Source organism: Kitasatospora sp. NPDC057512 (assembly GCF_042802135.1).
Lineage (GTDB): Bacteria > Actinomycetota > Actinomycetes > Streptomycetales > Streptomycetaceae > Kitasatospora.
Map to the genome: position 1 here is coordinate 1 of NZ_JBHVET010000146.1, position 13,990 is coordinate 13,990.

Sequence of the window (13,990 nt, forward strand, 5' to 3'; positions counted from 1 at the left end):
GCCTTGATCGCCTCGATCTGCTCGGTGGTGAGCGCCTCGGTCACGCCGCCGCGGGCCAGGCCGGAGATCGAGACGCCGAGCTTGGCGGCGACCACCGGGCGCGGGTGCGGGCCGTTCTTGCGCAGGTCCTGGAGCCACTGCGGCGGCTCGGCCTGCAGCGCGCTGAGCTCCTCGCGGGAGACCACGCCCTCCTGGAAGCCGGTCGGCGCCGCGTCGAGGTAGATCCCCAGCTTCTTGGCCGCGGTGGCCGGCTTCATGGTCTGGCTGGTCTTCTGCTTGAGCGATGTCATGGTGACAAGGGTAAGGGAGTGCGCGGGCGCTCCCGGTCACGGTCGGTAGCCTTGCCTTGTGACAGACATGCAGGTGAACCCGTCCTTCCGGCTCGTGTACGTCCCGGGCGTGACCCCCGGCAAATGGGTCCGGGTCTGGAGCGAGCGGCTCCCGGACGTGCCGCTGGACCTCCTCGCGGTCCCGTACGGCGACGGCGAGCGCACGCTGCGCGAGGGCGGCGCGGACGCCGGGCTGGTCCGGCTGCCGGTCGACAAGGACGTGCTGAGCGCGATCCCGCTCTACAGCGAGACCACCGTTGTGGTCTTCCCCAAGGACCACTGGCTCGCCGCCGCCGAGGAGGTCGCGCTGGACGACCTCGCCGAGGAGGTGGTCTTCCACCCGCTCGACGACACCCTCGGTTTCACCGCCGACACCCTGCCCGGGCGCCCCGCCATCGCGCGCCCGGACAGCACGGAGGACGCGATCGAGCTGGTCGCGGCGAACGTCGGCGTGCTCCTGGTGCCGCAGTCGCTGGCCCGGCTGCACCACCGCCGGGACCTCACCTACCGGCCGGTGGCGGACGCGCCGCAGTCCCAGGTGGCGCTGGCCTGGCCGCAGGAGCGGACGACGGACCTGGTGGAGGAGTTCATCGGGATCGTCCGCGGCCGTACGGTCAACAGCTCGCGCGGGCGCGGGGCCGGGCAGGCGGCGCCCGAGGCGCAGCCGAAGAAGGCGGCGGCCGGCCGGGGCAGGCCGCAGCCGCAGAAGTCCGGCGGGCAGAAGGCGGGCGGACAGAAGGGCGGCGCGCAGAAGGCGGGCGGGCAGAAGTCCGGCGGACAGCGCGCGGGGGCGCCGAAGGCCGGGGGCGCCAAGGCCGGCGGGCGGGGCGCGGCGGCCCGGCGCGGCAGGCCCAAGCGGTGACCGTGGCGTAGCGTCTGCCCCGTTCGCTTGCGGTCGAGGCGGGAGGAGCGGGGCAGTGTGGCACGACCTGATGGCCGTCCAGATTCCGATCGTGGAGAAGGTCCTCCGTACGGTCGCCGTCTACGTGCTGATCCTGGTGCTGTTCCGGCTGGCCGGGAAACGCGGGCTGGCGGGGCTGAACACCTTCGACATGGTGGTCGTCTTCCTGCTCTCCAACGTGGTGCAGAACGCCATCATCGGCAACGACAACAGCCTGCTCGGCGGCGCGATCGGGGCGGTCACGCTGGTCGCGGTGAACGCCGGCGTCACCCGCTGGCTCGCCCGCGACCCGAAGGCCGCCCGGCTCCTGGAGGGCAGGCCCACCACCGTGGTGAAGGACGGCAAGCTGGTCGAGGGCGCGCTGCACGGCCTGGCGCTGCGCCCGTCCGAGCTGGAGCACGCCATCCGGATCCAGAACGGCGACAAGCTCGGCGACGTCGCCCGCGCCCGGCTGGAGCCGGACGGGCAGCTGCTGGTCGCCCTCAAGCACGGCGAGCAGAGCGCCACCCGCGCCGATGTCGAGGACCTGCGGCACCGGCTGGCGGAGATCGAGCGGCTGCTCACCGCGATCGCCGCCGACCGGCGCCCGCCGGGCTGACCCGGGATCAGGCGCGGCCGCCGGCCGGGACCGGTCGCCCGGTCGACGCGGGGGTGCGGGAGCCGGCCTCCTCACCGCACTCCTGGTCATCCGGGCAACTCCCGGTCATCCGGGCATGATCACCGGTCGGCCGGCGCCGGGGCAAGGGTTTCGGCGCGCCGGCGGCGGGCGGCGGTGAGGGCCACGGCGGCGGCCACGGCGAAGCCGAGGGCGGCGGAGAGGAGGTGGCCGACGGTGGTGAACGGCGGGAGGGGGCCGGGCCATTCGCCGTCGCCGGAGAGCGGCCAGGCGACGACGAAGGCGGCCCAGGGCAGCCGGGCCCAGCGCGGCAGGGCGAGGACGGCGAGGGCGAGGACGGTCTGGGCGCCGTAGCTGATGCCGTAGTCCGAGGCCTGGCGCACGCTCTCCGGGTACCAGCCGTGCCGCAGGGCGAACACGATCACCGCGGCGGTGAGCAGGGTGGCGCCGATGTGCCCGCCGAGGAGGACGGCGGCGGCGCGCGGGCTGCCGAAGCGGCGCTCGGTCCAGGCGAGGCAGCAGCCGATGCCGAGGCCGAGGGTGATCAGGGTGCCGCCGAAGCCGGTGGAGAGGATCTCGGTGAGGGTGCCGTCGAACAGCAGCGCGCTGCCGAACAGGGCGGTGACCGGGTGGTCGTGGAGGTTGTCGAGGTTGGTGCTGATGTGGTCGCGGAGCGCGTCCGCCCGGTCCGCGGCGAGCAGGTTCCCGACCCAGACGTTCCCGAGCAGGAGCAGGACGACGTAGCCGAAGGTCAGCGGCGAGCGGCGCGGGTACGTCCGGACGGCGCGGAGCAGCCCGGTCAGGAGCCCCGATGGGGTGCGTGCGTTCATGGTCTGGTGGTGTCCCGGTCGAGCGGCGTGGTCCGCGGCCGGCGCCCGTACGGCCGGCCATGCCGGGACAGTACCGAAGCCCGGCCGGGATCCGGTCAGCGGACCCGGCGGGTCAGCGTCGCGGTGAAGGGCCGGGGCACGAGGGAGGAGCCGCGGACGGGGCGGACGGGCCGGCCGGGGGCGGGGGCGATGGTCCAGCGGGCGGCGATGGTGGCGATGGCGAGGACGGCCTCGGTGGTGCCGAAGGCGTCGCCGATGCAGCGGCGGGCGCCGAGGCCGAAGGGCGCGTAGGTGCCGGGGGCGGGACGGGCGGTGGTGAGCCAGCGGTCGGGGTCGAAGCGGTCGGGGCGGGGGAACAGGTCGGGCCGGCGGTGCAGCAGGTAGGGGCTGTACAGCAGGGTGGCGCCGGCCGGGACGCGGTGGCCGCCGAGCTCGGTGTCGGTGGTGGCGGTGCGGCTGAGGATCCACGGCGGCGGGTAGAGCCGCAGGGTCTCGCTGACGATCCGGGCGGTGAGCGGCAGGGCGGGCAGGTCCTCGTGGCGGGCGGGCCGGCCGTCCAGGACGGTGTCGAGCTCGGCGTGCAGGCGCGTCCGGACGGCCGGGTTGGCGGCGAGCAGCGTCCAGGCCCAGGAGAGGGTGGCGGCGGTGGTCTCCATGCCGGCCAGCAGGAAGGTGACCACCTGCTCGTGGACCTCGGCGTCGGACAGGCCCCGGCCGTCCTCGTCCGTGGCGTCGAGGAGCGTGGAGAGCAGGTCGTGCCGGTCGGTGCCGGTGGCGCGGTGCTCGGAGATCAGCCGCCGGGTGATCTCCCGCAGGTCCTGCTGGGCGCGGCGGAAGCGGCGGTTGCCGGGGGTGGGGAGGCGGTCGGCGTCGGGCAGCGGCAGCATCAGCCGCCGGCCGACGCCTCGGGTCACCACGTCCATGCTCCGGTGCACCGGCAGCGAGCCGGCCCGCTCGTGCGCGGCGAACAGGCAGCGGGCGGTGACGGCGGTGGAGAGTCGGTACATCGCGGCGGGGACGTCGATCACGTCGCCGTCGCGCCAGCGGGCGGTGGCGGCGGCGATCTCCTCGATCATCAGCGCGGCGTAGCCGGGCAGCCGGTCGCGGTGGAACGCGGGCTGCAGCATGCGCCGTTGGCGCCGGTGGGCGGCGGCGGGGCAGGTGGCGAGGCCGTTGCCGAAGACCTCCCGGGCCTTGTCGAGGAGGGGCCCGCCCTTGTCGAAGGTGTGGTCGTCGGTGAGCATCCGGCGGACCAGCTCGGGGTGGCAGACCACGTACGCGCGGAGCGGGCCGAGCCGCAGCCGGACGAGGTCGCCGTGGGCGGGCAGGCCGGCGACGAACTCGTGCGGGTGGTGGAGGAGCGCGGGGGCGTGGCCGAGCAGCGGGAGGCCGCCGGGGGCGGTGGCCGCGGTGAACCGGGTGGTCGGGAAGAACGGGGTCGGCACGGGCGTCACCTTGGTTGGGGCGGGAGGACCGGGACGAATCGCGAACGTGATCTTTCCCGGCCGCGTGCGGCGAAACGATCGTGGACCGGCGGACGGGGTGAACGCGGGGGCGCGGGGCGAACGATCGTGCGCCCTCGGGATCTTGACGGCCGGTCCGCTCCGGAGCAGGCGCCCGGGAGCGGGCACCCCGGGCCGCCGGGCGCCGCCGGGTGTGCCTACACTCGGAGCCGGTGAGATTACCGGTCAGTAGAACCGGGCAGGTACGAGCAGCCGGTGCGATGGTCGGACGGCGGAACGTCCGGCGGGGAGTGGGGAGTTCGGATGACCGACGAGCGGGTCCACGCGTTCGCCGACGACGCCCTGGGCGCCCACGACGCGGTGGCGCTCGCCGCGCTGGTCCGGGCCGGTACGGTCAACCCCCGGGAGCTGGTCGGCGCGGCCGTCGACCGGGCCGCCCGGGTGGACGGCGCGCTGCTGCCCGTCGCCCATGCTTCGTACGACAGGCCGCGGATCAGCCGGGAGGGCATCGGCGGTCCGCTGTGGGGCGTGCCGACCTACCTCAAGGACAACGTGGACCTGCGCGGCCTGCCGACCGGGATGGGCAGCGACGCCTTCCGCGCCCGCCCGGCCCGCCGCAACGCGCGCTTCACCGACCAGTTCCTCGCCACCGGCCTGGCCGTCCTCGGCAAGACCCGACTGCCCGAGTTCGGCCTCAACGCCTCCACCGAGTTCGCCACCGCCCAGCCGGTGCGCAACCCGTGGAAGCCCTCGCACTCGGCCGGCGCCTCCTCGGGCGGCGCGGCCGCCCTGGTGGCCTCCGGCGTGGTGCCGATCGCCCACGCCAACGACGGCGGCGGCTCGATCCGCATTCCGGCGGCCTGCTGCGGGCTGGTCGGCCTCAAGCCCACCCGGGGCCGGCTGGTCACCAACGCCCAGAGCGGCAAACTGCCGATCGACCTGGTCACCGACGGCGTGCTGACCCGCTCGGTGCGCGACACCGCCGCCTTCCTCGCCGCCGCCGAGCGGCACCGGAGCAACCCCGCGCTGCCCCCGCTCGGCCTGGTCGAAGGGCCCGGCGAGCGGCGGCTGCGGATCGGCCTGGTGGTGGACTCGCCGATCGCCCGGACCGACGGGCCGACCCGGCAGGTGGTCGAGGAGACCGCCGCCCGGCTGGAGGCGATGGGCCACCTGGTCGAGCCCGCCGCACTGCCCTTCGGCGAGGAGTTCTCCCGTGACTTCGTCAGCTACTGGGGCTACATCGCCTGGGCCGTCGCGGCCACCGGCCGGCTGCTGATCGACCCGGGCTTCCGGGCCGGGAGGCTGGACGGCCTGACCACCGGGCTGCGCCGCCGGTTCCAGGCCGAGTTCCCGCGGACCCCCGGCGTGCTGCGGCGGCTGCGCCGGGCCGAGGGCGTGTACGCGCGGATCTTCCGCACCCACGACGTGATCCTCTCCCCGGTGCTCGCCCACACCACCCCGCCGATCGGGCACCTGAGCCCGAACGTGGACTTCGACGAGCTGATGGACCGGCTGACGCGCTACGTCGCCTTCACGCCGGTCAACAACGTGGCCGGCGGCCCGGGCATCGCCCTGCCGGCGGGGTCCGCGCCCGGCGGGCTGCCGGTCGGGGTGCACCTGTCGGCGGCGCACGGGCAGGAGCGGCTGCTGCTGGAGCTGGCCTTCGCGCTGGAGGCGGAGCGGCCCTGGCGGCGGATCCAGGACTGAGCGGGCCGGTCCGGAGCCCGGTCGGCCGTTCGGCGGCCCCGGCGCTCGGGGCCGCCGCGCTGAGGGCGGCGACGCTCTGGGCGGTGACACGTTCACGGCGGTGACGCTCTGGGCGGGTTGAGGGCGGTGACGCTCAGGGCAGCGGCGCCGCCACCGACCGGGCCGCGCGCACCTCGTGGTGCAGCCGGGCCAGCGCGCAGTCCGGCGACAGCGCCTCCGCCTGCGCGTCCGACCGCGCCTCCGGCAGCCGCTCGCCGGTGCGCAGGGCCTCGGCCAGGTCGGCCAGCTCCCGGGTGACGGCGGCGACCTCGGCGGTGGTCGGCACCGGCGCGCCGTGCTCGATCCGCACCCGGGTGGCGGTGGTGGTGTCCACGATCCGCTCGACCGCGATCACCACCGGCCACCACGCCCGTGCCCGGGCCCCGACCGGCGGCGGCTCGGTGAGGGCCCGCTGGAACTCGCTGCGCACGGTGGACAGGTCCCGGTAGAGCCGCCGCCGGTAGCGGGCGCGGGCGGCCGGTTCGTCCCCTCCGGGGCCGGTGGCGAAGGCCAGCGACACGTACGAGGCGGTGTCCTGGACGGCGTCGGCGAGGCGGTCGCCGATCCGGGTGTGCCAGGACTCCGGCCACAGCAGGTAGCCGGCCAGCAGCGAGATCCCGCAGCCGATCAGCGAGTCGTAGAGCCGGGGCAGCACCAGGTGGAAGCCCTGGTGGTTGAGCAGGTCGGAGAGCAGCAGGATGACCGGGGTGATGGCCGCGGTCTGGAAGGCGTACCCCTTGGCGGAGAGCACCGGGATCAGCGTCGCCAGCACCGCCATCACCGGGACGTCCCACCAGCCGTGCGGCACCTCGGCCAGGACCGGCATGGCGATCAGCAGCCCGACCGCGGTGCCGAACGCGCGCAGCACCGCGCGGGAGAACACCGAGCCGAAGTCGGGCTTCATCACGAAGGTCACGGTCAGCGCCACCCAGTACGAGCGGGGCACCGCGATCACCGAGACCAGCACCTGCGCCAGCCCGATGCACAGCGCCAGCCGCAGCCCGTACCGCCAGGACGCGCCGGACAGCAGCAGCGCCCTGGCCGCCCGCCGGGCCCGCACCGCGAGGCGGGCCGGCCGACCGAGCCGGTCGTCGGCGGCGTACGGGTCGGGCGAGGCCTCGTACGCCACGGTGGCGGCGTGCTCGATCGCCTCGACCAGGGCGCGGGTGGACGGCCCGGAGGGGCTCGGCAGGGCGAGGGGCGGCGCCGGGCCGGAGCGGTCCCGCTCGACGGCGTCGGCGAGCGAGCGGACGGCGGCCGGGTAGTCGGCCGGCAGCGGGCCGGACTCGGGCGGGCGCAGCTGGGCCGCCGGGGCCGCCTCGACCACCGGGATCAGCGCGTTGAGCTGGGCGAGCAGCCGCGCCAGGGTGGGTGAGCGGCCGTGCCGGCGGGCGCGGCGGGCGAGCAGCAGGTCGTAGGACTGGTTGAGCGACTGGGTGAGCGCGCGGCGGCGGCCGTCGTACTCCGGGGTGCCGGCGGCCTCCAGCAGGTCGGCGGCGGCCCGGTACGTGCCGGCCACCACCGCCCGCTCGGGAACGCCCAGCCGCAGCGGCCAGGCGAGCAGGCTCAGGGCGAGCACCACCAGGCCGCCGAGCAGCAGCAGGGCGGGCGGCAGCCACCACGGGGAGGGCAGCGGCAGGCCGGCCCCGACCACCGCGTTGAGCAGCAGGAGCAGTCCGGAGACGGAGGCGACCGCGCCGATCGAGGAGATCATGCCGGAGACCAGCGCGACGACGGTCACCGTCACGACGGCCGTCCATCCGGTGCCGAACACCAGGGTGCCGAACAGCAGCCCGAGGGCGCCGAACAGCTGGGGCACGGCGATGTTGAACACCCGCATCCGGTACGCGTCGGCGGTGTCCCCGATGACTCCGGACAGCGCGCCCATCGACACCAGCGCGCCGTAGCCGGGCCGTCCGGTGGCGGTGCCCACCGCGAGCGGCGCGGCGAGCGCGACGGAGGCGCGGGCGGCCGCCGCCCAGGGAACGGGTGCGGACCGGGGGCGCAGGCCCTCGGTCAGCCACGGGGGAGCCGTCAACGCGCGTGCCATGTGCCCAACGTACGGCGGACCCGGGCGGTTCACCGTTCGCGCTTATGTCAATTCCGGAAACATACCCGCGCTTATGTCAGTCTCCGAAACATAAAGCGAACCCCGAGAGGCGCCGTGAGCTGCGTCGATTTCCCAATCGGCAACCCGCGGGAAAGGGTTGACACCATTAGTTGGTCTAGTCCAACGTATGGGGAGCGCGGTTCGGCAATGGCTGATGCAGGGTGAGCGGCCTTGCCGGACGAGCGAGTTGACCCCCTGACGTGGCGCTGTTCCGCGCCCGCGGGCCGAGGCGAGAAGGGCCGTGTGCGGACGGCCCTCCGGTCCGCGCTCGAATTCCCGTCGCGGCCGGTGACCGGCCGCCGACTCGCCGTGCCCGCACCTGGCGCACGGGGAAGCGCTGCGTCGACTACGAACCATGGAGTGACTGCCCATGCCGAGCCCTGCCCCACACTCCGACGGACCCGCGGGGGAATACCTGTACCGGGCCGCCTCGGAGCGCCCCTACTTCAGTGCCGACACCGAGAGCTACCTCGCCCCGACCGCGCTGCGCGAGGTCCGCAAGACGCACCCGCTGCGCGTGCTCTCCGAGGAGGACTACGCGTTCTGGCAGGACTACGGCTACGTGGTGGTGAAGCAGGCGATCCCGGCCGGGGCCGCGCGCCGACTGCTCGACTTCGCCTGGGAGTTCCAGGGCCTGTCGCCGGACCGCCCGGAGGACTGGTACCGCGAGCGCGACTACCGCGACGAACTCGACCGGCACCTGCACATCTACGGCTTCGTCGAGGCGTACCACCACCAGCTCATCTGGGACAGCCGCCAGGCGCAGCGCGTCTACGACGCCTTCGTGGACGTGTGGGACTGCGAGGAGCTCTGGGTCACCCTCGACCGGCTCAACCTCAACCCGCCGAACGTCCGCAACCGCGACCGCGCGCTGATCGAGCCCACCGACCGCGGCTTCGACATCGAGCTGCACTGGGACGTCGACACCACCCGGGGCATGCTGCCGCAGCGCGTCCAGGGCATCATCGCGCTCAACGACACCGCCCCCGACCACGGCGGCTTCCAGTGCGACCCGGAGCTGTTCCACCGCTTCAACGCGTGGCAGGCCGCCCAGCCGGCCGGCCGCGACCCGATCCGCCCGGACGTCGACCGCGCCGAGTTCCCGGTCGTACGGCCCGAGTTGGAGGCTGGTGACCTGCTGATCTGGAACGGCCTGCTCGCCCACGGCGTGGCGCCCAACACCTCCGCGGGCGGAGTGCGCGCGGTGCAGTACCTGTCGATGATGCCCGCGCTGGAGGAGTCCGAGAGGCTGCGCCGCTCCCGGGTGGAGTCCTGGCGCACGCTCGGAACGCCGGACTGGAACCGCACCCTGGTCGGCGACGCCGACCGGCCGGAGGCGCAGCGCTACGGGACCGCCGAACTCACCGAGCTGGGAGAGAAGCTGCTCGGCCTGCGGTCCTGGAGCGGCAAGCCGTTCGACGAGCGCGGGGACACGGGGGAGCGGGAATGCGCGACGTCTGCCTGACCCTGCCCACCAACCGCGCGTGCGCGGACACCATCACCGCGATCGGCGCCGAAGCCGCCCACGCCGTACGGCGGTTCGGCGTCCGGGTGCACCTGCTGGTGCTGGACTCCGCCGACCCCGCGACCCGCGCCCGGCACGCCGCGGCCCTCGCCGCCCTGCCGGCCGTCGAGGGCGTGGTCGTCCACCACCTGGACGAGGATGCCCAACGCGCCTTCCTGCGGGAAGCGATCGACCGTTCCGGCGCGGCCGACCGGGACCGGCTGCTGCGCCTGATGCTGCCCGACGCCGTCTCCTACGGCGCCTGCACCAACCGGGCGTTCCTGCTGGCCGCCGCGCTCGGCTGCGCGTCGGTGCACCGCCGCGACTCCGACAGCCGCTACCAACTGCTCGACGGCGAACCGGTGTTCCCGATCGAGCACGAGCTGGCCACGCTCGGGCTGAAGGCCGCCGACGCGGCCGCCGCCGTCACCGAGAACCGCCTCGACGCGGAGCACGCGGACAAGCCGGTCGCGCTGGTCGGCGCCTCCTTCGTCGGCGAACTCTCCGTCGACATCGGCGAGATCCGCGAGCTCGACCCCGAGGTCTACCACGACGTGGTCGCGCTCTGGGCGCCCACCGGGGCGAGCGAGGAGGAGAAGCGCGAACTCGTCGCCGATTCCTTCACCGGCGGCGGCAGCGAGCCGTTCACCGCCGACCGCGCGGTGCTCGACCTGCCCGACATCTGGCACATCGACATGTGCAACATCGGCCTGCACCACGAGGTGTACGAACGGGTGCCGCTGCCGCCCGCCACCGACACCATCGGCAGCGACTACTTCCTGCACCACCTGGTGCGTGACGCGACCCTGCCGGGCGTCACCCACAACCGCCACATCGTCAACTACTACACGCCCGAACGCCGCACCGGCCCCGGCTTCGCCGCCTACCAGCTGCGCTACGCCAAGTTCCTGCTCTCCATGCTCTACCTCTACCCGGTCTACGCCGAGATGGAGGCCGCCGGCGGCGCCCTGCTGGACGAGCAGCACCGCGTCCGCCCCGAGGTGATCGCCGACTCCGCCCGTCGCAGCGCCGCGACGGACCGCGCGGAGAACCACCGCAGGCTCGCCGAGCTCGACCGCTGCTACCGGCGGCTCGGCGGGAAGTACGCCGGGTTCGCGGACGAGCTGACGCCCCTGCGGGCGCGCCTGCTCGACGAGGCGCAGGCGGACATCGAGGACTTCGCAGTGCTGATCGACGCGTGGGGCCCGCTGGTGCGGGCGGCCAAGGCCACCCCCGCCGACCGGTCGCCGCGCTAGCCGGACGGGGAGCTCTACGTGATACGCCAGACCACCGGCAGGACCGCCGGCAGGACCGCCGGCCACGCCGACGCCCGCGCCGCCGGCCACCCGCCCGCCCACCGCGCCCCGTCCGTCTCCGTGGTGCACACCCAGGCACCCCGCGTCGACGAGCACGAGCACGACCGCGGCGCGCTGCGCGCCGCACTCGCCGACGGCACCGACGACCGGATCGTCTACGACCTGGACGGCATCGGCCGCCAGTACGCCGCGCTGTGCGCCGAACTGCCCGGTGCGGCCGTCCGGTTCGCGATGAAGGCCTGCCCGGTGGACGAGGTGATGGAGCACCTCGCCGGGCTCGGCTCCGGCTTCGACGCGGCGAGCCCGCAGGAGATCGCCCAGGCGCTGCGCACCGGCGTGCCGCCCGAGCTGATCCACTACGGCAACACCATCAAGTCCGACCGCAACATCGCCGAGGCCTACCGGCTGGGCGTGCGGGACTTCGCCACCGACAGCCTGGAGGACGTCGCGGCGATCGCCGAACACGCCCCCGGCGCACGGGTGTTCTGCCGGATCGCGACCACCGGCGAGGGCGCGCTGTGGGGCCTGAGCCACAAGTTCGGTTGCTCGCCCGAGGACGCGCTGCGGGTGCTCGACGCCGCCCGGACCGCGGGGCTGGTGCCGTCCGGCCTGTCGGTGCACGTCGGCTCCCAGCAGATGACCGCCGAGGCCTGGACCGCCGCCGTGGACTCGCTGGCCGCGGTGCTGGAGGCGCTCAACTGGCGCGGGATCACCCCGACCCGGATCAACCTCGGCGGCGGCCTGCCCGCCCTCGGCGTCCTCGACCGGGGCGGGCGCCCGCTCGACCCGCCGCTGGACAAGATGTTCGCGGTGATCCGCGAGGGCATGGAACGGCTGCGCGCCGTCAACGCCGGGCCGCTGGAGTTCCTGCTGGAGCCCGGCCGGCACCTGGTCGCCGACCACGGCGCGATCCGCGCGCACGTCTCCCGGCTCACCTCCCGCCACCGGCTCGACGGCACCCGGGAGGACTGGCTCTACCTCAGCTGCGGCAAGTTCAACGGCCTGTACGAGATGGACCAGCTCCAGTACCGGCTGGAGTTCCCCGATCACCCCGGCGGCCAGTTCGTCAACGCCGTGGTGGCCGGCCCGACCTGCGACAGCGACGACGCGTACGCCCAGGACGGCGGCCGGGTGCGCGTCCCGCGCGCGGTCCGCTCCGGCGACCCGGTCTGGATCCACTCCTGCGGCGCGTACGCCACGGCCTACGCCACCCGCGGGTTCAACGGCTTCGCGCCGCTGCCGTACACCTGCATCGGTGGCGGCGACGGCCGGGACCACCACGGAGGCACCGCATGACCGACGCCCTCGTCGACGCTCCGACCGACCTGCGCATCCGGCTGCTCCGGGAGGAGGACTGGGACGCCGTGGTCGCTCTGGAGGAGCGCGCCTACGCCGCCAGCGGCCTGTCCGAGGGGCGCGAGGCGCTCCGGTCCCGGCACCGGGCCTCGCCGGACACCTGCTTCGTGCTGGAGCACCCGGGCGGCCAGGGCGGCCCGGGTGTCGTGGGCGGCGTGGGCGGCTACCTGCTCGCCCTGCCGTACCCGCTGTTCCGCTGCCCGGACCTCGCCCGCAGCGAGGACCGGGACGGCGCGGGCGGGGGCGGCGACGCGGGCGGGCGGCCGACCAACATGCACGCGCACGACCTGGTCGTCGCGGAGGAGCTGCGCGGCCGGGGCCTGTCCCTGCGGATGCTGCGGCACCTGGAGGAGACCGCCCGGACGGCCGGCTACCGGACCGTCTCGCTGGTCGCCGTCCGCGGTTCGCACGTGCTGTGGACCCGGCTGGGCTACCGCGCCCGGCCCGAGATCGACCTGCCCGAGAGCTACGGCACCCGGGCGGTCTACATGGCGATGCCGCTGGACCCCGTCCCGGCCCGGCCGCTGCCGCACCCCACCGACCCGACCCCCGGGCCGCACTCCAGAGCCGAAGTGGGCTGATACCGATGTCCCCCGTTCGCGACGACTTCCGCCGGCCCCAAGTGGCCATCGGCGCACTGTTCTTCGTCCTCGGATTCCAGTACGCGACCTGGGTCTCCCGGGTGCCCGCGCTCAAGGCCAGGCTCGACCTGGGCGAGGCCCAGATCGGCCTGCTGCTGATGACCTGCGGGGTCGGCGCGGCGGTGTCCTTCCCCCTGGTCGCGGTGCTGATGCGGCGGCTCGGCTCCCGCCTGCTCTCGGTGCTGTCCGCGCTCGCGCTCGGCGTCGTCCTGCTCGCGCTGTCGGTGGTGCCGAACTATCCGGTGACGCTGCTGGTGCTGTTCTTCGACGGCGTCGCGGTCGGCGCCCTGAACGTCGCGATGAACGCCCAGGGCGCCGCGCTGGAGGCCCGCTTCGAGCGGACCACGATGTCCCGGCTGCACGCCACCTTCAGCGCCGGTTCGCTGCTCGCCGCCCTGCTGGCCTCGGGCGTCACCTCCGTCACCGGCACCCTGGCGGCGCACTTCGGCGTGGCCGCCGGGCTGCTGGCGGTGCTGGTCGTGGCCGCCCGGCCGGGGCTGCTGACGGACGGCCCGGCCGCGGCCGCCGAGCCGGCGGAGCGGAAGGAGCGCCGCGGCTTCGCGCTGCCGACCGTCGCGACCCTCTGGATGGGCCTGGCGATGGTGTTCGGCACCGTCACCGAGGGCGCCATGAACGACTGGTCGGCGCTCTACCTCAAGGACTACGTGCAGGCCGACGCCGGGCTCGCCCCGATGGGCATCGCGGTGGTCTCGGTGATGATGGTCTGCGCCCGGATCTTCGCGGACGGCTGGCGCACCCGCTTCGGCGACGGCCGGATCGTGCGCACCGGCAGCCTGTTGGCCGGCCTCGGACTCGCCCTAGCCCTGGCGGTCGGCGGCGTCGTCCCGACGCTGCTCGGGTTCGCCTGCGTCGGCCTCGGCGTGGCCGCGGTGACCCCGTGCGTCTACGTCGCCGCCGCCCGGCAGGGCGCCGACGCGCTCTCCCTGGTCGCCGCCATGGGCACCACCGGCCTGCTGGCCGGCCCCGCCGTGATCGGCTTCATCGCCGGCGCCACCAGCCTGCTCTGGGGCATGGCCGCCGTCGCCGCCTCGGCGGCCGTCGTCTCGCTCTGCGCCACCCGGATCCGCTGGCCCGACCAGGACGCCCCCGCCGCCCCCGCCGAACCCCGGCTCGCCGCCGACCCGACCTGACACCACCCCCGGACCCCCGCCCGGCAC

The 13,990-nt window shown here is 74.9% G+C and carries 12 protein-coding genes; 8 read left to right on the top strand and 4 right to left on the bottom strand.

Annotation, left to right across the window (positions count from 1 at the left end):
* On the bottom strand, positions 1-290 hold a 290-nt coding region (locus ACFU6K_RS12800; protein ID WP_380662581.1), incomplete at its 3' end, for a DUF5997 family protein.
* Between the two features lie 58 nt (positions 291-348).
* Here ACFU6K_RS12800 and ACFU6K_RS12805 point away from each other — a divergent pair.
* Together ACFU6K_RS12805 and ACFU6K_RS12810 are read left to right on the top strand one after the other, a co-directional pair.
* Positions 349-1,191, top strand: coding sequence for a LysR family substrate-binding domain-containing protein (locus ACFU6K_RS12805; RefSeq protein ID WP_380662582.1), 843 nt, complete (start codon positions 349-351; stop codon positions 1,189-1,191).
* Between the two features lie 55 nt (positions 1,192-1,246).
* On the top strand, positions 1,247-1,828 hold the full coding sequence (locus tag ACFU6K_RS12810; RefSeq protein WP_380662583.1) for a DUF421 domain-containing protein: 582 nt from the start codon (positions 1,247-1,249) through the stop codon (positions 1,826-1,828).
* Positions 1,829-1,947: 119 nt separating this feature from the next.
* Here ACFU6K_RS12810 and ACFU6K_RS12815 read toward each other — a convergent pair whose 3' ends face one another.
* Together ACFU6K_RS12815 and ACFU6K_RS12820 are read right to left on the bottom strand one after the other, a co-directional pair.
* Complete coding sequence (locus tag ACFU6K_RS12815) at positions 1,948-2,676, bottom strand: rhomboid-like protein (RefSeq protein ID WP_380662584.1); 729 nt, start codon at positions 2,674-2,676, stop codon at positions 1,948-1,950.
* 95 nt (positions 2,677-2,771) lie between these two features.
* The gene (locus ACFU6K_RS12820; RefSeq protein ID WP_380662585.1) at positions 2,772-4,121 is read right to left on the bottom strand and encodes a cytochrome P450; all 1,350 of its coding nucleotides are present in this window, start codon (positions 4,119-4,121) and stop codon (positions 2,772-2,774) included.
* 321 nt (positions 4,122-4,442) lie between these two features.
* Here ACFU6K_RS12820 and ACFU6K_RS12825 point away from each other — a divergent pair, with 321 nt between their 5' ends.
* Positions 4,443-5,846 (top strand): amidase, encoded by a 1,404-nt coding sequence (locus tag ACFU6K_RS12825; protein ID WP_380662586.1) that lies wholly within the window; start codon positions 4,443-4,445, stop codon positions 5,844-5,846.
* Between the two features lie 133 nt (positions 5,847-5,979).
* Here ACFU6K_RS12825 and ACFU6K_RS12830 read toward each other — a convergent pair whose 3' ends face one another.
* Positions 5,980-7,935: an FUSC family protein gene (locus ACFU6K_RS12830; protein ID WP_380662587.1), complete on the bottom strand. Its 1,956-nt coding sequence runs from the start codon at positions 7,933-7,935 to the stop codon at positions 5,980-5,982.
* 430 nt (positions 7,936-8,365) lie between these two features.
* Here ACFU6K_RS12830 and ACFU6K_RS12835 point away from each other — a divergent pair, with 430 nt between their 5' ends.
* The 5 genes from ACFU6K_RS12835 to ACFU6K_RS12855 all read left to right on the top strand — a co-directional run bounded on the left by ACFU6K_RS12835 (position 8,366) and on the right by ACFU6K_RS12855 (position 13,963).
* Positions 8,366-9,460, top strand: coding sequence for a phytanoyl-CoA dioxygenase family protein (locus ACFU6K_RS12835; protein WP_380662588.1), 1,095 nt, complete (start codon positions 8,366-8,368; stop codon positions 9,458-9,460).
* Positions 9,442-10,755 carry a DUF6271 family protein gene (locus ACFU6K_RS12840; RefSeq protein WP_380662589.1) on the top strand — a complete coding sequence of 438 codons (1,314 nt, stop codon included), beginning with the start codon at positions 9,442-9,444 and terminating at the stop codon, positions 10,753-10,755. Before ACFU6K_RS12835 ends, ACFU6K_RS12840 begins: the two co-directional genes overlap by 19 nt.
* A gap of 123 nt (positions 10,756-10,878) precedes the next feature.
* Complete coding sequence (locus tag ACFU6K_RS12845; RefSeq protein WP_380662592.1) at positions 10,879-12,111, top strand: type III PLP-dependent enzyme; 1,233 nt, start codon at positions 10,879-10,881, stop codon at positions 12,109-12,111.
* Complete coding sequence (locus tag ACFU6K_RS12850) at positions 12,108-12,752, top strand: GNAT family N-acetyltransferase (RefSeq protein ID WP_380662590.1); 645 nt, start codon at positions 12,108-12,110, stop codon at positions 12,750-12,752. The genes ACFU6K_RS12845 and ACFU6K_RS12850 overlap by 4 nt, the downstream gene beginning before the upstream one ends.
* Positions 12,753-12,757: 5 nt before the next feature.
* Positions 12,758-13,963 carry an MFS transporter gene (locus ACFU6K_RS12855; RefSeq protein WP_380662591.1) on the top strand — a complete coding sequence of 402 codons (1,206 nt, stop codon included), beginning with the start codon at positions 12,758-12,760 and terminating at the stop codon, positions 13,961-13,963.
* The last annotated feature ends 27 nt before the right edge of the window (positions 13,964-13,990 follow it).